The 20,691-nt window shown below is 61.2% G+C and carries 20 protein-coding genes; 7 read left to right on the top strand and 13 right to left on the bottom strand.

The window, feature by feature from the left end; genetic code table 11:
* Positions 1 to 78: 78 nt before the first annotated feature.
* A complete protein-coding gene (locus tag HYE77_RS03485; protein ID WP_032899034.1) occupies positions 79 to 900 on the top strand; it encodes a helix-turn-helix domain-containing protein in 822 nt (273 codons plus the stop codon).
* On the opposite strand, the gene HYE77_RS03480 is transcribed toward HYE77_RS03485, so the two are convergent.
* The 7 genes from HYE77_RS03480 to HYE77_RS03450 are packed head-to-tail and all read right to left on the bottom strand — an operon-like array spanning position 842 to position 7,038.
* On the bottom strand, positions 842 to 2,062 hold the full coding sequence (locus tag HYE77_RS03480; protein ID WP_003219513.1) for a sugar MFS transporter: 1,221 nt from the start codon (positions 2,060 to 2,062) through the stop codon (positions 842 to 844). The two genes, HYE77_RS03485 and HYE77_RS03480, sit on opposite strands and share 59 nt — an antisense overlap.
* A gap of 51 nt (positions 2,063 to 2,113) precedes the next feature.
* On the bottom strand, positions 2,114 to 2,461 hold the full coding sequence (locus HYE77_RS03475; protein WP_177041749.1) for an L-rhamnose mutarotase: 348 nt from the start codon (positions 2,459 to 2,461) through the stop codon (positions 2,114 to 2,116).
* Positions 2,458 to 3,231: an SDR family oxidoreductase gene (locus HYE77_RS03470; protein WP_003219518.1), complete on the bottom strand. Its 774-nt coding sequence runs from the start codon at positions 3,229 to 3,231 to the stop codon at positions 2,458 to 2,460. The genes HYE77_RS03475 and HYE77_RS03470 overlap by 4 nt, the downstream gene beginning before the upstream one ends.
* Positions 3,228 to 4,088: an amidohydrolase gene (locus tag HYE77_RS03465; RefSeq protein ID WP_177068405.1), complete on the bottom strand. Its 861-nt coding sequence runs from the start codon at positions 4,086 to 4,088 to the stop codon at positions 3,228 to 3,230. The genes HYE77_RS03470 and HYE77_RS03465 overlap by 4 nt, the downstream gene beginning before the upstream one ends.
* A 37-nt stretch (positions 4,089 to 4,125) precedes the next feature.
* Complete coding sequence (locus HYE77_RS03460; protein WP_008432761.1) at positions 4,126 to 5,403, bottom strand: L-fuconate dehydratase; 1,278 nt, start codon at positions 5,401 to 5,403, stop codon at positions 4,126 to 4,128.
* Between the two features lie 20 nt (positions 5,404 to 5,423).
* Positions 5,424 to 6,269, bottom strand: a complete 846-nt coding sequence (locus HYE77_RS03455) for an ureidoglycolate lyase (protein ID WP_177068404.1) — start codon at positions 6,267 to 6,269, stop codon at positions 5,424 to 5,426.
* Positions 6,270 to 6,297: 28 nt separating this feature from the next.
* Positions 6,298 to 7,038 carry an SDR family oxidoreductase gene (locus tag HYE77_RS03450; RefSeq protein ID WP_008432765.1) on the bottom strand — a complete coding sequence of 247 codons (741 nt, stop codon included), beginning with the start codon at positions 7,036 to 7,038 and terminating at the stop codon, positions 6,298 to 6,300.
* 234 nt (positions 7,039 to 7,272) lie between these two features.
* Between HYE77_RS03450 and HYE77_RS03445 the strand changes: the two genes are divergently transcribed.
* From HYE77_RS03445 to HYE77_RS03420, 6 genes are all read left to right on the top strand, one after another.
* Positions 7,273 to 8,034, top strand: a complete 762-nt coding sequence (locus tag HYE77_RS03445) for a FadR/GntR family transcriptional regulator (RefSeq protein WP_087693068.1) — start codon at positions 7,273 to 7,275, stop codon at positions 8,032 to 8,034.
* On the top strand, positions 8,031 to 9,020 hold the full coding sequence (locus HYE77_RS03440; protein ID WP_177029071.1) for a diaminopimelate epimerase: 990 nt from the start codon (positions 8,031 to 8,033) through the stop codon (positions 9,018 to 9,020). Before HYE77_RS03445 ends, HYE77_RS03440 begins: the two co-directional genes overlap by 4 nt.
* 311 nt (positions 9,021 to 9,331) lie before the next feature.
* Positions 9,332 to 11,374, top strand: coding sequence for a type VI secretion system tip protein VgrG (locus HYE77_RS03435; protein ID WP_177068403.1), 2,043 nt, complete (start codon positions 9,332 to 9,334; stop codon positions 11,372 to 11,374).
* Positions 11,374 to 12,216 carry a DUF4123 domain-containing protein gene (locus HYE77_RS03430; protein WP_177068402.1) on the top strand — a complete coding sequence of 281 codons (843 nt, stop codon included), beginning with the start codon at positions 11,374 to 11,376 and terminating at the stop codon, positions 12,214 to 12,216. The genes HYE77_RS03435 and HYE77_RS03430 overlap by 1 nt, the downstream gene beginning before the upstream one ends.
* A complete protein-coding gene (locus tag HYE77_RS03425) occupies positions 12,209 to 13,003 on the top strand; it encodes a hypothetical protein (RefSeq protein ID WP_177068401.1) in 795 nt (264 codons plus the stop codon). The genes HYE77_RS03430 and HYE77_RS03425 overlap by 8 nt, the downstream gene beginning before the upstream one ends.
* Positions 13,004 to 13,014: 11 nt before the next feature.
* Complete coding sequence (locus HYE77_RS03420) at positions 13,015 to 15,165, top strand: lipase family protein (RefSeq protein WP_177068400.1); 2,151 nt, start codon at positions 13,015 to 13,017, stop codon at positions 15,163 to 15,165.
* Positions 15,166 to 15,167: 2 nt separating this feature from the next.
* On the opposite strand, the gene codA is transcribed toward HYE77_RS03420, so the two are convergent.
* The 6 genes from codA to queD form a co-directional block, all read right to left on the bottom strand.
* The gene (codA, locus tag HYE77_RS03415) at positions 15,168 to 16,403 is read right to left on the bottom strand and encodes a cytosine deaminase (RefSeq protein ID WP_177068399.1); all 1,236 of its coding nucleotides are present in this window, start codon (positions 16,401 to 16,403) and stop codon (positions 15,168 to 15,170) included.
* Between the two features lie 27 nt (positions 16,404 to 16,430).
* On the bottom strand, positions 16,431 to 17,648 hold the full coding sequence (locus HYE77_RS03410; protein ID WP_003219540.1) for a PucR family transcriptional regulator ligand-binding domain-containing protein: 1,218 nt from the start codon (positions 17,646 to 17,648) through the stop codon (positions 16,431 to 16,433).
* Positions 17,645 to 18,913 carry a cytosine permease gene (codB, locus tag HYE77_RS03405; RefSeq protein ID WP_003219542.1) on the bottom strand — a complete coding sequence of 423 codons (1,269 nt, stop codon included), beginning with the start codon at positions 18,911 to 18,913 and terminating at the stop codon, positions 17,645 to 17,647. Before codB ends, HYE77_RS03410 begins: the two co-directional genes overlap by 4 nt.
* A gap of 201 nt (positions 18,914 to 19,114) precedes the next feature.
* Positions 19,115 to 19,738 (bottom strand): NUDIX hydrolase, encoded by a 624-nt coding sequence (locus tag HYE77_RS03400; protein WP_008432778.1) that lies wholly within the window; start codon positions 19,736 to 19,738, stop codon positions 19,115 to 19,117.
* 10 nt (positions 19,739 to 19,748) lie between these two features.
* Complete coding sequence (locus tag HYE77_RS03395; protein WP_177068398.1) at positions 19,749 to 20,201, bottom strand: GNAT family N-acetyltransferase; 453 nt, start codon at positions 20,199 to 20,201, stop codon at positions 19,749 to 19,751.
* Positions 20,202 to 20,290: 89 nt separating this feature from the next.
* Positions 20,291 to 20,647, bottom strand: a complete 357-nt coding sequence (gene queD / locus HYE77_RS03390; RefSeq protein ID WP_003190259.1) for a 6-carboxytetrahydropterin synthase QueD — start codon at positions 20,645 to 20,647, stop codon at positions 20,291 to 20,293.
* Between the last annotated feature and the right edge of the window lie 44 nt (positions 20,648 to 20,691).

Genomic DNA, 20,691 nt, shown 5'->3' with positions numbered 1-20,691 from the left:
TGAATGAATCCGCAGTCTGGGCGTGCGCAAATGGCTACACTGCCTTATCCAGGTCATTCAATACGGTAAAGCTGCCATATGCCGTCAACACTCGTTTCAGCCCAGCTCGCCAATGCGACCGGCGGTCCGTTGCTGGTGGCGACGTTGCGCAGCAGTCCGGTAGCACGCACCACGGCCCTTCATCAGCATGCCCGCGGGCAATTGCTCGGAGCCCAGCGCGGGTTGTTGTCGGTGCAGGCGGCGCACCAGCATTGGGTAGTACCGGCCACCCATGCGGTGTGGATTGCCCCCGATTGTTCCCACGCCTTGCGTTCCCACGGGCCGTTTGATGGCTGGAGTGTGTATGTCGAACCCCAGGCATGTGCAGGGCTGCCCCGACAGACGTGCGTTATCGCCACGTCGGCCTTGTTGCTGGAAGCCGTCAGGCGCGCGGCAACCTGGAGCCAGCTGCTGCTCGAGCCGCCACAGTCACGGATCGCCCAGGTGATCCTTGATGAAATCGCCGGGTTGCCCCAGGAACCATTCGGCTTGCCGCTGCCCCGGGACCCGCGCCTGTTGCGCATCGCCCAGGCGCTGGCCGACAGTCCCGACGACAACCGCCTGCTGGAACACTGGGCGCAGTGGGCCGGTGTCTCGCCGCGTACCCTGGCCCGGCGGTTTATTGCCGAGACCGGGTTCACCTTCAGCCAGTGGCGCCAGCGCGCGCGATTGTTGCGCGCCCTGGAGTTGCTGGCGGCGCATGCACCCGTGACCCGGGTTGCGCTGGACCTGGGTTATGAAAACGTCAGTGCCTTTATTGCGATGTTCCGGCGTACGTTCGGGACGACGCCGGGGCGGTACTTCACGGATGGCGCAAGCGACTACGGGCATACACCGCCACAATCACGAAACACCCCATAGGCAACAGGTAAGCCAGCGCCACTGTGCTGTTGTCCGCCACCTTGCCCATCAAGTAGGGCATCAGGGCGCCGCCGACGATCGCCATGATCATGAACGAACTGCCGCGCTTGGTGTGCGGCCCGAGGTTCTTCACGCCCATGGCGAACAGCGTCGGGAACATGATCGACATGAAGAAGAACACCGCGATCAGCGCGATCACCGAGATACCTTCCAGGCCGATCACCACCAGGCCGCACAACGCGATATTGATCAGTGCATAAATCAGCAGCAGCTTCTGCGCGCTGACCCGGCCCATCAGCCAGGTACTGAAAAAGCGCCCGAACATGAAGGCCAGCATTGCGATCGACAGCAGGTAGGCGGCTTGCTGATTGCCCATCTGTGCCCAATGCTCGGTGACGTAGTTGATGAAAAATGCGCCGACTCCGACCTGGGCCGCCACATAGAAAAACTGCGTGATCACCCCACCGACGAACTCCCGGTGCTGCCACAGACCCTTGCCGGCCGTCGGTTGCAGTGCCTGTTCCTGCGCGCGCAAATCCGGCAGCGGCGTGCGGGCGATCAGCAGCGCCACCAGCAGTACCAGAACCGCGATCACCACGTAGGTGGTCTGCAACGAACTCATGTCCGAGGCCGGTGTGCTGCCGGCGCTGAAGAACATCGCGCCGCCAATCAGCGGGCCGAAGAACTGGCCAAGGCCATTGAATGATTGCGCCAGGTTCAACCGCCGCTCGGCGCCCTGGGGTTCGCCCAGCACGGTGGCATAGGGGTTGGCAGCGGTCTCCAGGCAGCCCAGGCCGCAGGCGATGACAAACAGCGCGAACAGGAAAAACGGAAAGCTCGCCGCCGCAGCCGCCGGCATGAACAGCAGCGCGCCCGCCGCATACAGGCACAGGCCCAGCAGGATCCCGGCCTTGTAGCCGTGGCGGTCCATCAACAACCCGGCCGGCAAGGCGATCAGGAAGTACGCGCCGAAATAGGCGCTTTGCAACAGCCCGGACTGGGCCTTGCTGACGTGCAGGACTTCCTGGAAGTGCTTGTTCAGTACGTCGAGCAAACCGTAGGACAAGCCCCAGAGGAAAAACAGACTGGTCACCAGCATCAGCGCCCAGCGATAGGTCGGCACGGCACGGGTGCCTGGCAGGTGTGTATCTTTGCTTAACATGACGCTTCTCCTGTTGTTTTTATGGGATCAAGGCGTGCGATGCAGCGGGTATCAGGGTTGGTCGGTAAGGCGGAAAATCTGCTCCAGGGGCTGCCATTTGCCGCCGGGGTCAGTCCACGGCGTGGGGGCCTGGAAGCGCCACATCAGGGTTTCCCAGGCTTGCACGTCGGGGTTGGCGCGTGCAGCGTGGTCCAGCCCTTCGAAGCTGAACCCGGCCGCGGTGTCCATGACCATGAACAGCCGCGTGCCCAGGCGCCAGATCTGCATTTCCAGGATTTGCTGGCTGCGCAGATGCTCTGCCACGGCAGGCCAGATGCGTCGATGCAGCTGCTGGTACTCGGCGATCAATGCCGCATCGTCGATCAGGTCCAGCGCCAGGCAGTAACGTTGGCCGCTCATGTCAGCGCCCGGTCGAGGTGGGTGTAGCCTCCATCCACCACCAGCCACTGTCCGGTGGTGTGGGAGGCGCGGGGTGAGAGCAGGAACAGCACGCTGTCGGCAATTTCCTCGGGAGTGGTCATCCGTTTGCCCAAGGGGATTTTTTCGACGATGGCGGCGAGCTTGGCCTCGGGGTTGTCGAAGCCGTCGATCCAGCGTTGATACAGCGGCGTCAGCACCTCGGCGGGCACCACGGCATTGACCCGGATGCCGAACTCCAGCAAGGAGGCGGCCCATTCCCGGGTCAGTGACAGCTGCGCACCTTTTGCGGCGGTATAACCGCTGGTACCGCCCTGGCCGGTGAGGGCCGTCTTGGAGCTGATATTCACGATTGCCCCGCGGCTGGCCTTGAGGGCATCGAGGCACAAGTGGGTCATCAAGTAGTAATGAATCAGGTTCTTTTCCAGGGATTCGACGAACGCTGCACGGCCCGCATCCAGGCCCACGCCGTCGTTGACCCCGGCGTTGTTCACCAGGCCGTCGATGCGTCCGAAACGTCGCAACACTTCGTTGACGGCTGCGCGGCAGGCGTCCTCATCGCGCAACTCGACACGGATGAAGTGGCTTTGACCGTGCTGCTCAAGCTCGGCCGCGAAGGCCGGCGACAACGGTTGATGGCCGAAAATTACCGGGATTGCGCCTTCGGCAATCAATCCCAGGGAAATGGCGGCGCCAATCCCCGAGCCGCCGCCGGTGACGATGATCACGCGGTCTTGCAAATGCAGATTCATGGGCAGTTTCCTTCAAGGTGATAGACCCGCTGGGCCGTGCCGCCCCAGATGGCCTGCTGTTCATCGGGCGACAGTGGGCCGAGGGTTTGTTGCAGCAATTGGCAGGTGCCCTGGTATTCCCCGGCCAGCAGGCACACCGGCCAGTCCGAACCGAACATCAGGCGCTCGGCGCCGAACAATTCCAGCGCCAGTTCGATGTAGGGGCGCAGGGCTCGGGCGTTGCGTTGCTCGGGCCCGGCTTCGGTGAGTAGGCCCGACAGCTTGCAACTGACGTGGGGCAGGGCGGCCAGTGGCGCCAGGTGTTCGGCCCAACCGACGGGGCCGTTGGCGATGTCCGGTTTGCCCAGGTGGTCCAGCACCAGATGATGCCGGTCGTGGCGCTGGCACAGGACTGTCGCGGCGTCGAGGTCGGCGCAGCGGATCAGCACCTCGTAGACGTAGCCTTGTTGCTGCAGGTGTTGCAGGCCACGGGAGAACCTGGCGTCGGCCATAAAGCTGGCAGGCGTAGGCTCATCCTGAATCTGATGCCGAAAGCCCTTGAGTCCCGGTGCGTCGCGCCACTGTTCGAGGTGCTGTTCCAGGCGTGGGTCGCACAGGTCGACCCAGCCGACGACGCCGAGTATCCATGGGTGCTGCCGCGCCATTTCCAGCAGCGCGTCGGTTTCCTGCTCACCGGCGCGGGCTTGCACGGCAATGCAGCCATCCAGGTCGGCAGCGTCGAGCAACGGCCGCAAGTCCTGTGGGAGAAAGTCCCGCCGCAGGTCAGCCTCAGCCGTACCGATCCACGGATAATCAGCGGCCCGGTAGCGCCAGAAATGCTGGTGCGCATCGAGCCTCAAAGGTGATGGGGACGACATTGTTATTGTGCTCCGTCCATTCAAATTGCGGTTCAGCTCACGGCCGGTGGCGGTATTGCTCCCGGGACGCGGCTTTCATCTGGATCGAAAAGCCCGGCGCCTTCGGCGGCAGATAGGCCGCACCGCGCACCACGCAAGGTTCCTCGAAATGCTCGTGCAAATGGTCGACATACTCGATCACCCGGCCTTCGTGGGTGCCGGCAATGCACAGGTAGTCGATCATCGACAGGTGCTGCACGTACTCGCAAAGCCCGACACCGCCGGCATGCGGGCACACGGGCAGGCCATATTTGGCCGCCATCAGCATCACCGCCAGCACCTCGTTGACCCCGCCCAGGCGGCAGGCGTCAATCTGCACCACATCAATGGCTTCGCGCATGATCAATTGCTTGAAGATGATCCGGTTCTGGCACATTTCGCCGGTGGCGACCTTGACCGGCGCCACGCCCAGGCGAATCTTGCGATGGCCCTCGATATCGTCGGGGCTGGTGGGTTCCTCGATGAACCACGGCTTGGCAAACGCCAATTCGCGCACCCAATCGATGGCAGTGTCGACTTCCCACACCTGGTTGGCGTCAATCATCAATTGGCGGTCCGGGCCCAATACTTCGCGGGCGATGCGTACGCGCCGCAGGTCATCCTGCAAGTCGTGGCCGACCTTGAGCTTGACGTGGTTGAAGCCGGCATCCACCGCTTCCTGGCACAGCCTGCGCAGCTTTTCGTCGCCGTAACCGAGCCAGCCGGCGGAGGTGGTGTAGCAGGGGTAGCCATTGGCTTGCAGGTCGGCCAGGCGTTCAGCCTTGCCTTCGGCGCGTTGGCGCAGCAAGGCCAGGGCTTCGCTGGAGGTGATGCAGTCGGTGATGTAGCGGAAATCGATGCAGCGCACCAGCTGTTCCGGGCTCATGTCGGCGACCAGGCGCCACAGGGGTTTTCCTTCGGCCTTGGCCCACAAGTCCCACGCGGCATTGACGATCGCGCCGGTGGCCAGGTGGATCGCGCCCTTGTCCGGGCCGATCCAGCGCAACTGGCTGTCACTGGTGACATGCCGCCAGAAGCGGCCCATGTCTTCGGCGATCCATTCCAGGGTCAAGCCCACCAGCAGCGGCTGCATGGCCTGGATCGCCGCGCAGCAAATCTCGTTGCCACGGCCGATGGTGAAGGTCAGGCCATGGCCTTCAAGGGCCGGGTTGTCGGTCTGCAAAATCACATAGGCGGCCGAGTAGTCCGGGTCCGGGTTCATGGCGTCGGAACCGTCCAGGGACTGGGACGTAGGAAAGCGGATATCTTCGACGCGAATCGCGGTAATGGTAGTCATGAACGGCTCCTAGTCTCTTGTCAGGCGTCGACCGTGGTCTGGTTCTGTTCGCCGAGGCCTTCGATACCCAGGCGGATTTTTTGCCCGGGCTTGAGGTAGACCGGCACTGGCTTGATCCCCAGGCCGACACCGGGCGGGGTGCCGGTGGAAATCACATCCCCCGGTTGCAGGCTCATGAACTGGCTGAGGTAGCTGATCAGTTTGGGGATCTGGAAAATCATCGTGCGGGTGTTGCCGTTCTGGTAGCGGTGGCCGTCGACTTCCAGCCAGATCGACAGTTGGTGCGGGTCGGCGATCTCATCGCGGCTGACCAGCCAGGGGCCGAGCGGGCCGAAGGTGTCGCAGCCCTTGCCCTTGTCCCAGGTGCCGCCGCGTTCCAGCTGGAACTCGCGCTCGGAGACATCGTTGATCACGCAGTAGCCGGCCACGTGCTGCATGGCCTGGCTTTCCTCGATGTAGCGGCCACCCTGGCCGATCACCACCCCCAACTCCACTTCCCAGTCGGTCTTGGTGGAGTGGCGGGGGATTTCGATGTTGTCGTTGGGGCCGACGATGGCGCTGGTCCACTTGTTGAAGATGATCGGTTCGTCAGGGATGGGGGCGCCAGTTTCGGCAGCGTGATCGGCGTAGTTCAGGCCGATGCAGATGAATTTTCCTACCTGGCCGACACAGGCGCCCAAACGCGGATTGCCCGGTACCAGGGGCAGGCTCGCGGGGTCGAGTTCTTGCAGGCGAGCGAGGTTTTGCGGGAGCAGGGCGTCACCGGCGATATCACTGATGTGAGCGGACAAGTCACGCAGACGTCCATCAGCGTCCAGCAGGGCCGGGCGTTCCTGACCTTTTTCACCATAGCGCAGCAATTTCATGAGCAATCCTCTTATTGGAAGTGGGCGGTCAGTTGCTCCAGCCGCCGTCAATGATCTGGGTGGTGCCGGTGGTAAACGCGCTGGCATCGGAGCCAAGGTACAGCGCCAGCTGGGCAATTTCCTGGGGCGTGCCCAGGCGTCCCATCGGCTGGCGGGCGGTGAATGCGGCGTATACCTCGTCCTGTTGACGGCCTTCATGGCGGGCTTGTTCGACGATGCGTTGCTGCAGCGAAGGCGACTCCACGGTGCCCGGGCAGATAGCGTTGCAGCGGATGCGCTGGGTGACAAAGTCGGCCGCGACGGATTTGGTCAGGCCGATGACGGCCGCCTTGCTGGCGCAATAGGCAAAGCGGTTGGGCACGCCCTTGAGGCTGGAGGCCACCGACGACATGTTGATGATCGAGCCGCCGCCCGCCGCCAGCATCCCCGGCAGAAACGCGCGGATCATGCGGTACATGGCGGTGACGTTCAGGTCGAGGGCAAACGTCCAGTCGCTTTCCGGGCATTCGAGGATATTGCCGGCATGCACCACGCCTGCGCAGTTGAACAGCACATCGAGCGGGCCGATCTCGGCAGCAAGGCGTTGAATAGCGCTGGCGTCGGTGACGTCGAGCAAGACCGTTTGCGCGCCCGACAAGTCAGCGAGCGCCTGTTGATTGATGTCGGCTGCAATCACTTCGGCCCCTGCCGCCAGATAGGCTTCGACGCTGGCGCGGCCAATGCCCTGGGCGGCGGCGGTGATCAGCACGCGTTTACCGGTGAGGTCCATGACAGACTCCCTTGATTATTGTTATTGGCTCAATGGTCAGGCCATTGAGGGCGTGAAACACCTGCATCTGCGGCATAGCGAACCCTGGTGGGTTTGCTATGATCAGCACACTGGAAACGATCCAATGGTCAGGCCATTGATCCAATTTTTAGCATGGGTCATCCCGGTCAACAAGCGGCTTTTTTGCGGGTTGATCGCTTTGACCGTGCTGTGCATGAATCGAGCTGAGCCTAGATGCCATTTCAAGTGATTGATAACCAACGTCTTTATCGACAGATTGCCGACCAGTTGCGGGCGTTGATCGACAGCGGAGAATTTCCGCCGGGCAGTCGACTTCCCGCTGAGCGTGAACTTGCCAAACTGCTGGGCGTGAGTCGCGCTTCCGTGCGTGAGGCGATGATTGCCCTGGAGGTGATCGGCCTGGTAGACGTGCGGGTGGGCAACGGCGTGCTGGTGTGTGAACCCGTGCAACCGACAGTCAGCCAGGAACCGGTGATGGCCCAGGCCACCCGGGATCAATGGAAAGAGTTCGATCCGGAACTCAACCTGCACGTCGACTTCAATGCCGAGATTCCACCGTTTTCCCTGCTCCAGGCCCGTCGCCTGATTGAGCCGGAAGCCGCCGCCCTGGCCGCCAAACATGCCACCGACGAAGAGCTGGCGGGGATCCGCGAGGCCTTCGAGCGTAATGTGCAGGACAACCGCGACGGCTCCCATACCCATCCGGGCGATCGCCTGTTTCACATTCGCATCGCCCAGGCCTCAGGCAATCCGGCGTATGCGTTGATGATTGCGCACTTGCTGGGGCATCGTTACGGCAGCATGTTCCAGCGGTTGCAGGCGCATTACACCTCGGACGACATGCCCCATCGCTCGGAAGACGAGCATCGCAAGATCCTCGATGCACTGGAACAGCGAGACGTGGAGGGTGCGCGACAGGCGATGCGCAAGCACCTGGAAGAGGTGGTACGAATCTTTATGCGGACTGCGCAATGACCCTGTTCTACGACGCCCGCGGGAATATCTACGGGGTGGTAAGCCCGGCGCAGTTACGCAGCAAGGGTATCGACGTGCCGGACCGTGCCGACTTGGCCGCTGGCACCCGAGGTGTTTGGGCATTGGCGGCGATTGCCGCCGAGTGCGGTTGGGACGAGTTGCCGCGCCCGGCCGAGGCCAAGGCGCATCGTTGTGACGGTTTGTTGGTGGGGCCGTTCCAGGCCGCGCCGCCTTTTGACCTGTTGATCGTCAACACCGACGGTTCCCTGGCCGAACGCAGTGGCAATGGCCTGACGATCTTTGCCCAGTCGTTGACCGACCAGGGATTGATGGCGCAAGGCTGTGAGTTGCGGGTGCATCACGACAAGACAGACGCACTGTCGCCGGTGGTTACGCGGGTTGAGCCGGCGGAGTACGAACAGGTGCAGGGCTTTTGGCTGGCGCTCGGGCGTCCCGAGTTCGGGCCTTTGGCGGTAGGGGCTGTTGGTGTGGGCGCGGTCTCGCTTGAGGGAACTGAGGTGAGCCATGTTTCGCCACTGGCTGCGCTCAACCCCGAGTGGAATCACAGCCAGTTTGTGCGTGTGGGCAACCCGCATTGTGTGACGCTGGTACAGGACGCGTCAGCGTTGCCGGACAACGCCCAGCTGCATCGATCAGCCTGGTTCGATCCGCTGAGGGCGATTGCTTTCGCACCGCCTGCCGGGGCCGGCCAACCTTGTATTTCCGGGGTCAACCTGCAATGGGTCGCCCGGGATTCAGGCAATCGCGTGATCGCGCGGGTGTTTGAGCGTGGTGAGGGGCCCACGGCGTCCTCCGGGACCAGCGCCAGTGCGGTGGCATGCGCCGCCTGGTCTGTAGGATGGGTGACGGCGGGTCAGGTGGCGGTGGTGATGCCGGGCGGTACCGCACCCGTACGGTTGCAAGCAGAGCTGGGTGAGTTGCTGAGCGTTAGCCTGTTCGGGACTGCGCGGCTGCAGGAAGTTTGAAAAAGGCAGTGGCGGGCTTAATCATCTTTGTCAGCTGTTTCTCTATAAATAAGCAGCTCTGGTGAATGGTGGTGTAAGAGTATTCTCGTTAGTCAGTACCGGCTGTTTAACTGCATTTCTGTATTTATAAAAGACCCTTCCAATATCAATGTACGAATCTTCTTTTTTATTTTGAGGCGGCCGAATTTCGCCTGAAATCGCTAGTATTCCTGGGGTTCAGGCACTTTTTATCGGCTTCGAATTGAGTGGCTTTATCTGCGTTTTACGGGAGAAGTTATTTCAGCTCGACAATGAATGGCGGGTAACAACGGATGTTCAATACGCTTGTTTCGTCACGTTTCAAACTGGTCGTTGCAGGAATGAACCAGGCATTTCAGGTGCTGGCTTTTAAAGGCAGCGAAACGATTGACCAGCCTTTTTTTATTGAAGTGCAGTGGGTCAGTGAAAACCCCAGCCTGGATCTGGAGAAGTTACTTCACCAACCGGCCTATCTGGATTTTGGCGAGCCCGGTGAAGGCCTGCACGGGCAAATCTACAGCGTTGGCCGGGAAGGCCCGGGGCAGCGGCTGACCCGCTACCACCTCACCCTTGCGCCGCGCGTGGCGTACCTGGCCCATCGTTGCGACCAGCGGATTTTCCAGCAGCGCAGCGTGCCGCAAATTATCGCGGCAGTGCTTGAGCAGCACGGCATCCTTGCTGATGCCTATACCTTCGAACTGGGGCCGGTGGTTTACCCACCGCGTACGTTCTGTGTGCAATACGCGGAAACCGACCTGCACTTTATCCAGCGGTTGTGCGAGGAAGAGGGCATTCACTACCACTTTCGCCACAGTGCAGACGCCCATGTACTGGTGCTGGGTGATGATCAGACGGCGTTTCGTCGTTTGCCGGCGCAACGCTACTGCCCGGCCGGAGGCCCGGCTGCCGAAACGCTGGTGATCCAGCGTTTCGATGTGCGCCTGGCCACGCGCAGTGCTCAGGTTGTTCGGCGTGACTACGACTTCGAACATCCGTCGCTGCGCTTGCAGGAGCAGGCCGGGTCTTTCCCGGCACTTGAAGACTATCAATACCCTGCGGGATTCACGGGGCATCTGCGAGGTTCGCAGTTGGCCCGGCGTGGCCTGGAACGTCATCAACGCGACCGTCATCGGGCCCTGGGCCGCAGTGACCAGCCGGCTTTGCGCAGCGGGCATTTCCTGGAACTGCGCGGCCATCCGGACCGCACCTGTAATGACTTGTGGCTGATCACCGGCGTACGTCACGAAGGCTATCAACCGCAGGTGCTGGAGGAGGCGGTGGTGGATGTCGAGGCATTCCACGGCTACCGCAATCGATTTACCGCAACGCCCTGGCGCGCCGCTTACCGCCCGCCGCTCAAGCACGTCAAACCGCGTATCAGCGGCAGCCAGACCGCAACCGTCACCGGGCCCGAGGGTGAAGACGTGCATTGCGACGCTCACGGCCGGGTGAAAATTCGCTTTCATTGGGACCGCCTGGACCAGCACGACGACAAGAGCAGCTGCTGGGTGCGTGTGGCGTCCGGATGGGCGGGTGACAGCTATGGCGCGGTGATGATCCCGCGTGTGGGCATGGAGGTACTGGTGACGTTCCTGGAAGGTGATCCAGACCGGCCAGTGATCAATGGTTGCCTGCCCAATACCTTGCAGCCTGTTGCCTATCCGTTGCCCCAACACAAGACCCGCAGTGTGCTACGCAGCCGCAGTTCGCCGGGCGGGGCGGGGGCCAACGAGCTGCACCTTGAGGACCGCAGCGGCCAGGAGCTCATCTACCTGCGCGCCCAACGCGATCTGGAGCAGCAGGTCGGCCACGACAGTCGGCTGGAGGTGGTGGGCGAACGTCGGGAAACCATCCACGGCTTGAGTGCCACCACCCTGGGAGGCGAGGAACACCGCAGCATCGCCGGCGACCGCAAGGTTCGGCTTGGGGCTGATGATCACTTGCACGTGCAGGGCAACAGCCAGACCCTTGTCGGCCAGACCCTGGTGATCGAAGCGGGGCAACAGGTCCATCTGAAGGCGGGGGCCAATCTGGTTATCGATGCCGGTGCGCAGTTGAGCTTCAAGGCCGGTGGTGAGCATTTGCTGATTCAGGCCGGCGGGATTTTCAGCAGTCGGCCGATCACGTTGGGCGGTGCGCCTGCCGTGATTCGCACAGCCAACCCAGTTGGACCGGGTGACGTGGCTGCTTCGTCCGCATTTGCAGCGGATGGGCCGAAGGTTTCGGTTATCCAAGGCGCAGTCATGGAGCTGGCCAGAAGACTGGATGCGGACTTCTGTCCAGTGTGCGAGCGCTGCCGTGAAGGCCTGTGCGAATCCACGGGGAGGGCGGCTTGATGGAGATCGCGCCTGGCCAGTGGATGGCTGAACAGCAGCAGGCAGGGCGCCGGCTGTGCCTGGTTCTACAGGGTGAAAGCGATGCGCGTGGGGTACTGCTGGCGACACGCACGGTCGCTGAGTATCGCTGCCTCTTTGGTGAAACCGTCGCATCGGAAATGGCAGCGGATGGGCCGATGCTCCTGTTGCTCGACCATGTCAGCGAGCCCGCATTGGTGGGTTTGCTGCAAAACCCCCAGCGTAATTGGGGCTGGTTGGGCAGCCTGCCTGGTGATGATTTATCGGGTGTTACCCGGCACTGGCGCGACAGGTTGGTGGTGGGAGCGGCGGGCAGTCAGGCGCTGTACCGCTTCCACGATAACCGCACCTTGGCGCGGGCCTTGGTTCACCTGCCTGCTCGGGACTGGCCTGTTTTTCTCGGGCCGCTGATCGGCGTGTGTTACTGGCAGGGTGAGCGTTGGAGTTGTGTCGATAACCCGGCTCCGGGGGCGTATCCGGTACCCGATCCTGCGCCGTGGCTGGAGGTGCCGAATCCCCAGGCGGGAGTGATTCTGCAAGCCAATATCCTGCGTTACCTGCTGGCCGAGTACAGCGAGGCGTTGAGCGCACTGGTTGAGTTTCAAGACCCGAGAGTCTGGTTGGCGCAGGTGCTGGAGCAAGCGCGGGCCTGGCAATGGGACAGGCCGGAACAGCTGGAGTTTTTGGTCGTGCGGCGGTTGTTGGAAGCCACTGGGGACGTACTTGTTCGATGGCAGCCGATGCGTGGGGAAGTGGCGGAGGATCATTTTCAGCGGGTGGTTGGGGAGTGGCGTCGGGTGGAGCGGGAGCAGCAGGATGCGTAGGGGATTTATGTCGGGCGTGTGGCGAGGGCTGTTCGTTTGTGGCGGGCTGGCTGTTTCTGGCTGTGCGATGAAGCCGGCGGACAGTTTCATCCTGGAAGTCGATTTGCCGGCGAATTTTCGCTTCAAGAGTGATGCGGCTTACCGGCCCGCAACGGGTGAGACCTGCACCCTGCCCAAACGCCGGGGCAAGCGGCCGGAGGACAAGGTTTTTGAAACCCTCGGCAAGCCGGTCGCCAATCGGGTGAGCTTTGAAGTACCACTGACGGAAGTGGTGGATGGGTGCCCGTTGGTGTTACGCAGTATTACGTTTGATATGTACGCGAAGTGGGGGGAGCGGTCGGCGGATGTCGGGGGGGATTTCGCAATTATTAATGTGCGGGATCGGTTGGAAGAGGGTATGGCCGGAATGCCTGAGCCGGGTGTTCAGGAGTTATGGGGGCGGTGTCAGTGGTTTTTCAGGACGATCGGACCGCTGCATGCGATCAGGAAAATCCTTATGTGTAATTCGTTGGACGCCATTGGACAGCCGAGTAAGTCACGAGCAGGAGGCTTTGTACAACGGGATCAGTTAGAGGGGAAAACACTGAGGATGGTGCTGGCAGTAGCAAGCGAGGAGCTACCCGCTGTAGACGACAACTGGGTTGCCGTTCCGGGAGGCTGGAGACGCTGTATGGGGGAAAGCTTGGACGATGTGTTTGCGTATTGCCGTGGGAATACTACTGATTTCAAAGCTATCAAAATGCCGGATGGACGCGTATGCGACGTCTATCCAACGTGTACAGAATAGGAGGCTTATTCATGAAACAGGATGCATGGAAGCAACCGTTTTTTAGCGACAAGGCACCTGCTTGTTCGTTAAGAGGACATTGGGCAAGTTTCTGCTTAGTAGATGAGTTTGGGGACGGAAAGGCCTACGGCGGTCTGCCTTACACATTTTATGACAGTGCGGGGTGTGAGTACTTCGGTCGTTTGGATGGTGAGGGCTTTGCCAGGCGAGATGATTTTTACTGTGGTCCGCTCGTCATTAAGTTGGATGAACACTACTCCGGTTCAGAAAAGCCTTATACCGATTTGATGACGCGTCTGGCTTACAAGCTACCCATCACCGAGCTCCAGGTTCGTGCGGAACAAACCCGCTTTCTCCGGGCCGATGGCCAGCGTGTCGAACGAAGCCTTTCGAAAAATCAGACGGACCTGTTCTATCAGGTCGAAGTACGTGATCTGGTCCGATACGCCGCTCACTTGCCACGCATCGTATCCCGTACTCATCGGCCCCCGCGACATGCACTAAAAATGATGGCCGACCTTGGATTCGGGCCACCCCAGCCGACGTTGGTTGGTGTCGTTTTATTTCCCAACCGGCACACAGTACTTGAGGTTCGCCCATTGCGAGCACTGCGCCCTATGCTGTCCATCGAGGATCAATTCTGTGCCTTGAACCTCTATCAGTTGGCACTTATGTCCACGTTGAGCTATTGCGATTTTGGACAGGAGCCCCCAGCAAAACCCATAGACCAAGTCAGCTTTCAACGGGACCCTAGCGTCGGTCATTTCTTTGCCGACAGACTATCGGGCTATCAGGAACCCTGGAAGGTCGATGCTAAGCAAGTACAACACTTTTATCCGTTATTGGAAGAGGTACCGTATTCCCTGCGTTTCGAAATTTTGCCCTTCGATCCTGAGTTGTATCAGCAAAATCGCTCCGAGTTGGGTGAAGAGCAGGAACATCCAGCACGTCTGCACTTTTTCGACGACGAAAAGGATGGCACTGATACTCAGGCATTTATCAGTCATCACGATGAAGTGATCATTATTGCCGTAAGGGGCACGGCCAGCGGAGTCGACATACTGAGGGATGTAAATGCCCATCAAGTGAATTTCATTGATGGTGTCGGCAAGGCTCATGAAGGCTTTTACCAGGCTTATCAAGCCATGCATGATTTTGTACGGCGCTACCTTGACCAATTTTATACAGGGCAGCGCATCGTGATTTGCGGGCACAGCCTCGGCGGTGCGATTGCCTTGTTACTGGCTGAGGGATTACGTCGAACCGAAGATACCCACTACAACATCCTCCTATACACCTACGGAGCCCCCCGAGCTGCCGACTCCGAATTCACCGACGGTGCCTCCGCTCTGGTGCACCACCGCATCGTCAATCACAGTGACCCTGTCCCGAGTGTGCCTGCGCCCTGGATGAACACCACCGCCAAAATCTGGATTCCTGGCGCCGTGGTGCTATTCAGTAACCCAGCGCCCGGGGGCCTGCTGTTTGCCTTGGGCCTGGTACGGCTGACCGGCAACCCTTACCAGCATCACGGCGCGCAGCAGCACATCATGCCGATACTCCTACCGGACGGTACACGGTCCTCCGTTTTGTGGACCCCTGGCTGTGAATCCATTGAGGACGCAGCCTGTAAACGCGCATTGAGGCTCAATGGCGATATGCCGGATCGCGCCAACCTCATCAAACAGCTTGTTCAGAGTGCCCATCACTCCATGGTCGTCAGCTACATCCCCGCCGCCTGGGCCACGTTGCGCCGCTGGCAACAAACACTCGACACCCATGGCACCCTCGTAACTGCCCGTGAGTTTGAACTGATCGACGAAGCCCTATTCACCATGCAGCACCAGCTACGGGAGCAACGAAAGAAACTGGATCTGCATCGCCCTGCCAACCAGCGTGGCTACGAACACCACGACCCCTTGAGCCAGGAAGTCGACCGGCTGAAAGACAGTCGCGACCGCCTGGCAACCCTCCGCTGGCGCCGCCTCCAGGCCCGCGACGTCTACGGCAGCCACGCTTCATCCCCAACCCTGCAATCCAGCCTGAAACGCTGGTTCGCTCACCCGCAAAATCGCGTACTCACCCAAGTGGCGAGCATCCCGCCACAATCGGATGATGGCTGGGGAAAGCCACAAACCCTCGATATAGATTCAATCGTATGAGCCTACAAAAACTCCACCTGCGCCGGCCGGCGTTTCATCAACACTTTGCCCGCTCGAATCGAATACAACGGCAAGCCCTGGCTGCGAATCATTTCATAGTCGCTGTCTGCAGACAGGATCAACAGGTTCGCCGGGCGTCCCGGTTCCAGGCCATAACGATCCCCCAGGGCCATCGCCCGGGCGCTGTTGTCGGTGACCAGGTCGAGGGCACTTTGCAGGTTGCGGTAGCCAAGCATGTGGCAGATATGCAACCCGGCTTCCAGCACCCGCAAAATGTTGCCGTTACCCAAGGGATACCAAGGGTCGACGATGGAGTCCTGGCCGAAGCAGACGTTCATGCCAGCCTCCAGCAGTTCGTTGACCCGGGTCACGCCGCGGCGTTTGGGGAAGGTGTCGAAGCGGCCCTGCAAGTGGATGCTTTCGGTAGGGCAGGAGACAAAGCTGATGCCCGAATGCCCCAGCAGGCGGAAGAGTTTGGCGCAGTAAGCATTGTCGTAGGAGCCCATGGCCGTGGTGTGGCTGGCGGTCACGCGGGCGCCCATGTCACGGCTGCGGGCCTCTTCGGCCAGCACTTCAAGAAAGCGCGAGTGTGGGTCGTCGGTTTCGTCGCAATGCACATCGACCAGGCAACCGGTGCGTTCGGCCAGGTCCATCAGGAACTTCACCGAACTCACCCCTTGGTCACGGGTGTATTCAAAGTGCGGGATGCCGCCGATCACGTCGGCGCCCAGGCGAATGGCCTCTTCCATCAGCTCGCGGCCATTGCGGTACGACTCGATGCCTTCCTGGGGGAACGCGACGATTTGCAGGTCGATCAGGTGGCCGCTTTCCTCGCGTACTTCAAGCATGGCCTTGAGCGCGGTGAGGTCCGGGTCGGTGACGTCGACATGGGTGCGCACATGCTGGATGCCATGGGCGGCCAGGGTCTGGATGGTTTTTTTGGAGCGGGTCTTGGTGTCTTCCAGGGTGATGGTGGCCTTGCGCTCGCCCCAGCACTCGATGCCTTCAAACAGGGTGCCGCTCATGTTCCAGCGCGGCTCGCCGGCGGTCAGGGTGGCATCGAGGTGAATGTGCGGCTCGACGAAAGGCGGGACCACCAGGTTGCCGGCGGCGTCCAGGTCGTCGGGGCCTGCCAGGGGGGCCGCGCCTTGTTGGGTGATGCTGGCGATCCGGCCGTGTTCCAGGTGCAGATCATGCAGGCCTTCACGGTTGCGCAGGCGGGCGTTGATGATGTGCATGGGCAAGTTCCTCTTGGCAAAAAACAGTCAGGCAGACAGCCGCCAGATCATCAGCGCGATGCCGATGTCCAGGCGGTCATAAGCATTGTCCAGCGTCAGCCCGCACAGGGCTTCGATACGCTGGACGCGATGCGTCAGGGTGTTGCGGTGAACCGCCAGCCGTTGGGCTGCGGCCACAAGGTTACCATTCTCGTGGAACCAGGCCTCCAGGGTCGGCATCAGGCTTGGGCCATGGTGCAGGTCGTGGCGCAGCAGCGGCCCCAGGCGTTCGTTGAGGAACTGATCGAGCAGGGCGCGATCACGTACGCCACTGAGCAGCTTGAGCACGCCCAACTCATCGTAGACACACAGCCCGGCGCGTTCACTGAACCGTCGCGCAGCGGCCAATGCCTGGCGCGCCTCATCCAGGGCCTGGGCCAGGCGCGCGGGTGGGTGCGCGGCAGCACTCAGGCCGATAAACAGTTTCAACGGTGCCAGGCGCAGATTCAGTGCCTTCAACCAACCCGCCAACAACTGACGGTTGGCCAATGCCGCACCCGCGTCTATCGCAGGCAGCAGCAACGTCCATTGTCCGGCACGCCCCAGCACGGGCAGGCGCGACGGATGCTGCGCAGCAAACTGGCGCAGACGGCGGGTAATCGCATCGTGTTGTCGGGCAAGCTGCGTCTCGACCACTGGCGCCTCACCCTGGGCAAACAGCGCGTCGCTGCCGTCCAGTTGCAACTGGACGAGTTGCCAATGGCCGGCCAGCGGCATGTCCAACTGCGCAGCGCGGTGCAGCAGCAAATCCAGGGATTGATAATCACCGGCCAGCAGGCGCTCCAGCACATCGTGTCGCGAGCGCCCCAACTGCTGCGACTGGATCAACGCCGAACCGATGGCCTGGGTCACCAGTACCATCTTCAACGAGTAAGGCTGTTCGATCAGCGGCATGCCCGCCGCTTGCGCCGCTTCCAGCAAACGCTGGGGAATCGCCTGGATATAGTCCGGCCCCGTGAGGATCACCAGGCCGGCGACCTGGCGCTGACAGGCTTCGTCCAGCAGCACCAACAGATTGGCCTCGTCCCGTGGGTGATTGATACCGGTGACGAACACCAGTTCGCCCCCCAGCACCCATTCGGCAATGCCGCTGTTTTCTGCGACATAGGGCCAGCGCACCGTGTTCTCCAGGCCGGCTTCCCCGGCCCGCAGGCACATCGATTCAAGGCCGGGCAAGGCCAGCACATCGGCGACTGTCAGGCTCATGCCTGGACGTCAGCCAAAGGTGCCCGCACCCGCAATACGCTGGTCAGCACGATGTAGGTCAGGGACGCCGCCACGATCCCCACCAACGGCGCCACCCAGGGTGAATGAAAGGCCAGCACCGTACCCACGGCATAGGCGATCAGCCCTGGCCAGTTGAAGGCCGGCAGGCGTGTATCGGCCAGGCGCGGATAGTGGCCGCGGTAGCGATAGAAGAAATCCGCCATGATCACCCCGCCAATCGGTGGGATCACCGTGCCCAGCAGGATCAGGTAGGGCACCAGCATGTCGTACATGCCCAGCAACGCCAGCAGGGTGCCGATCACCGCACCGGCCAGGGTCACCGTTTTGCGGCGCTTGGTGCGCAGCAGGTTGCAGCCGGCGACGGCGAAGTTGTAGATGGTGTTGTCCTGGGTGCTCCAGATATTCAGCAACAGCATCGCCATGGCCGCCATGGCGAAGCCTTGTAGCAGCAACACTTCGACCACGTCGGGCTGCTGGTAGACGATGGCGCCATAGGCACCGATCAACACCATCAAGCCGTTGCCGATAAAGAAGCCGATCAGGCTGGCCAGCACCGCGACCCTGGCCGAGCGTGAGAACCGCGTCCAGTTGGTAGCCTGGGTCGCGCCGCTGACAAAGGTGCCGAACACCAGCGTGATAGCCGTGGACATGTCCAGCTCACCGGTCGGCACCACTGCCAGCAGTCCATCGAGCCCGCCGACCTTGACGGTGGCGACCCACATCGACAGAAACAACAAAATACCCATGGCCGGCACGGCGATGTAGGACAGAATCTCCAACCCGCGATAGCCCACGTAGGCCGTCGCGCAGAACACCATGCCAAACAGCACCATCAGCCCGAGTACGCTGCCCTGGCTCAACTCGAAATACTTGCCCAGTACTACGGCTGCGGTGGCGGTGCCCCAGGCGTACCAGCCGATCTGGGTAAAACCGAGAATCAAGTCGCTCAGCTTGCTGCCCACTTCACCGAAGCAGAAACGCCCCATCAATACTGAATTCAAACCGCTCTTGAACGCGATGTAACCCAGGCCTGCGGCGTAGATACCCAACAGCAGGTTACCCAGGGCCACGACGCCGAGCATCTGGGTAAAGCTGAAGGCCACCCCCAGCTTGCCGCCGGCGAACATGGTCGCGGTAAAAAAGGTAAAGCCCAGCAGCACCATGGCGGTGGAGGCCAGGCCTTTGCGGGCATGCATGGGCACCTCGCTGAGAGGGTAGTCATTGCCCGGTTCGTTCTGCGTCATGTGCCGTTCTCCCTGAATGAGTGACGCAGGCCTATTGCACCCGTCGTGCCAAGTGCCAGGCAGTGACGGGCGCACGGTCAGGACTGTGCAGGTTGCACAGTATTTATAGCCAAACAGGGGAAACACGCAGGCGGGATTGGTCCTTCTGCCCACTCAGGCGCGAAAGCGGTGCAGGGTGATACAAATTGGATCACCCGTGATTCAATCGAACAGGGTGTGAGTGGTCTGCCCGCGATGAAAGGCAAAAGCGGCCTCAAGGTCGCTTTCAATGGTGCGGCCACGGGACAGCGGCGGCAGATCGTCCAGGCTGAAGAAGCCAACTTCGGTGGTTTCGAAACCGGCCGCCGGCGCCAGTTGATCAACCCGTTCGCACAGAAAGTAGAGTTTGTAGAAGTCCCGGATATCCGGCCGGTACAAGCCTTTGGCCTTGTGGGTGACGCTGTACAGCGCCTTGGCCGTGACCGTCAGCCCGGCCTCTTCGCGAATTTCCTTGACGATGTTTTCAGCCGCCGACAAACCAATATCCGCATAACCGCCGGGCAATGCCCAGCAGCCATCCGTGAGCTCGCGGACCAACAGGATCCGGTCACCGTCAATCACTGCGCCCCGCACATCAATCATGGGCGTCGAATAACGTTTGGCAAAATCCGGCACCAGCCCGGTGATGCGCTCCAGCGGTACTTCGCCCAATTGCGCCAGCATGCTGTGGGCAATCTGGGCGATTTCCTCGAGGCGCTCGCGCTCGAAGTCATCGGTGCAGAAGTGCAGCCCCGTGGAGGCCAATGCTTGCAGGCGCTTGGCCTGGGCCAGCCAGGTGTTTTCCATGGGAGCTCCTTCAGTGCGAGGCGGTGAAGTCTTTATGCATGTAGACCCGACGCAGGCCGTTTTCCTCGGCCCGGTGGGTTTCCACATAGCCTTTGCGGGTGTACAGCGCGATGTTTTCGGTCATCGCTTCATTGGTGTAGAGACGGATGGAGCCATGCCTGGCCTGGCCTTCCGCGAAGCCCAGCAACAGGCGCCCGTAACCCAAGCCCTGGGCACCGGGGTCGACGGCCAGGTTATCCAGCAGCAGGTACTCATCGTGATGAATCAGTACGACAAAGCCGTGGACCTGGCCCGCACTCTCCAGCACATGCACCCGTTCGGCGGCGACCTGCTGGCGATAGTCATCCAGCATCGGCCCTGGCTTGCGCCCGATTCGCTGGATGTAAGGGGAGTAGGCGGCGTGGACGATCGCTTCAATAGCGGCGATATCGTCGCCGGTAGCGGGGCGGATATGGGTTGGCATCGCAGCGCTTCCTGTACAAGAGGCCACGACTGTAAGGGAGTCTCCGGCATAAAAAAACCACCGCAAGGGTGGTTTTTTACATCGCCGGCTTATTCGCCGCGATAGATGCAGCCGCTGGTGCAGGTCTCATGGATGCGAATCGCGCTGAGTTCCGGCAACAGCGGTTTCAGTTCATTCCAGATCCACTTGGCCAGCACTTCGCTGGTGGGGTTTTCGAGGCCCGGGATGTCGTTGAGGTAGTTGTGGTCGAGGCGTTCGTAGAGCGGCTTGAAAATCGCCTTGATCTCCGAGAAGTCACGGATCCAGCCGGTGTGCGGGTCGAGGTCGCCGCTGAGGTGGATCGCCACCTTGAACGAATGGCCATGCAGGCGCCCGCATTTGTGGCCTTCCGGAACGTGGGGCAGGCGGTGGGCGGACTCGAAGGTAAACTCTTTGAAGATTTCCACAGGGTTTTTCAGCTCGGTGAGGTGTCTGGCAGGCGGCGAGTTTA

The sequence above is a fragment of the Pseudomonas sp. IPO3774 genome, assembly GCF_013386835.1.
GTDB lineage: Bacteria > Pseudomonadota > Gammaproteobacteria > Pseudomonadales > Pseudomonadaceae > Aquipseudomonas.
Note: the sequence above shows the minus strand (reverse complement) of the source record. Positions and strands in the feature narration are given on the sequence as shown.

Excerpts from the sequence above, each read along its gene's own strand:
- HYE77_RS03485 (WP_032899034.1), top strand. The coding sequence starts at position 79 with ATGCCGTCAACACTCGTTTCAGCCCAGCTCGCCAATGCGACCGGCGGT.
- HYE77_RS03480 (WP_003219513.1), bottom strand. The coding sequence starts at position 2,062 with ATGTTAAGCAAAGATACACACCTGCCAGGCACCCGTGCCGTGCCGACC.
- HYE77_RS03475 (WP_177041749.1), bottom strand. The coding sequence starts at position 2,461 with ATGAGCGGCCAACGTTACTGCCTGGCGCTGGACCTGATCGACGATGCG.
- HYE77_RS03470 (WP_003219518.1), bottom strand. The coding sequence starts at position 3,231 with ATGAATCTGCATTTGCAAGACCGCGTGATCATCGTCACCGGCGGCGGC.
- HYE77_RS03465 (WP_177068405.1), bottom strand. The coding sequence starts at position 4,088 with ATGTCGTCCCCATCACCTTTGAGGCTCGATGCGCACCAGCATTTCTGG.
- HYE77_RS03460 (WP_008432761.1), bottom strand. The coding sequence starts at position 5,403 with ATGACTACCATTACCGCGATTCGCGTCGAAGATATCCGCTTTCCTACG.
- HYE77_RS03455 (WP_177068404.1), bottom strand. The coding sequence starts at position 6,269 with ATGAAATTGCTGCGCTATGGTGAAAAAGGTCAGGAACGCCCGGCCCTG.
- HYE77_RS03450 (WP_008432765.1), bottom strand. The coding sequence starts at position 7,038 with ATGGACCTCACCGGTAAACGCGTGCTGATCACCGCCGCCGCCCAGGGC.
- HYE77_RS03445 (WP_087693068.1), top strand. The coding sequence starts at position 7,273 with ATGCCATTTCAAGTGATTGATAACCAACGTCTTTATCGACAGATTGCC.
- HYE77_RS03440 (WP_177029071.1), top strand. The coding sequence starts at position 8,031 with ATGACCCTGTTCTACGACGCCCGCGGGAATATCTACGGGGTGGTAAGC.
- HYE77_RS03435 (WP_177068403.1), top strand. The coding sequence starts at position 9,332 with ATGTTCAATACGCTTGTTTCGTCACGTTTCAAACTGGTCGTTGCAGGA.
- HYE77_RS03430 (WP_177068402.1), top strand. The coding sequence starts at position 11,374 with ATGGAGATCGCGCCTGGCCAGTGGATGGCTGAACAGCAGCAGGCAGGG.
- HYE77_RS03425 (WP_177068401.1), top strand. The coding sequence starts at position 12,209 with ATGCGTAGGGGATTTATGTCGGGCGTGTGGCGAGGGCTGTTCGTTTGT.
- HYE77_RS03420 (WP_177068400.1), top strand. The coding sequence starts at position 13,015 with ATGAAACAGGATGCATGGAAGCAACCGTTTTTTAGCGACAAGGCACCT.
- codA (WP_177068399.1), bottom strand. The coding sequence starts at position 16,403 with ATGCACATCATCAACGCCCGCCTGCGCAACCGTGAAGGCCTGCATGAT.
- HYE77_RS03410 (WP_003219540.1), bottom strand. The coding sequence starts at position 17,648 with ATGAGCCTGACAGTCGCCGATGTGCTGGCCTTGCCCGGCCTTGAATCG.
- codB (WP_003219542.1), bottom strand. The coding sequence starts at position 18,913 with ATGACGCAGAACGAACCGGGCAATGACTACCCTCTCAGCGAGGTGCCC.
- HYE77_RS03400 (WP_008432778.1), bottom strand. The coding sequence starts at position 19,738 with ATGGAAAACACCTGGCTGGCCCAGGCCAAGCGCCTGCAAGCATTGGCC.
- HYE77_RS03395 (WP_177068398.1), bottom strand. The coding sequence starts at position 20,201 with ATGCCAACCCATATCCGCCCCGCTACCGGCGACGATATCGCCGCTATT.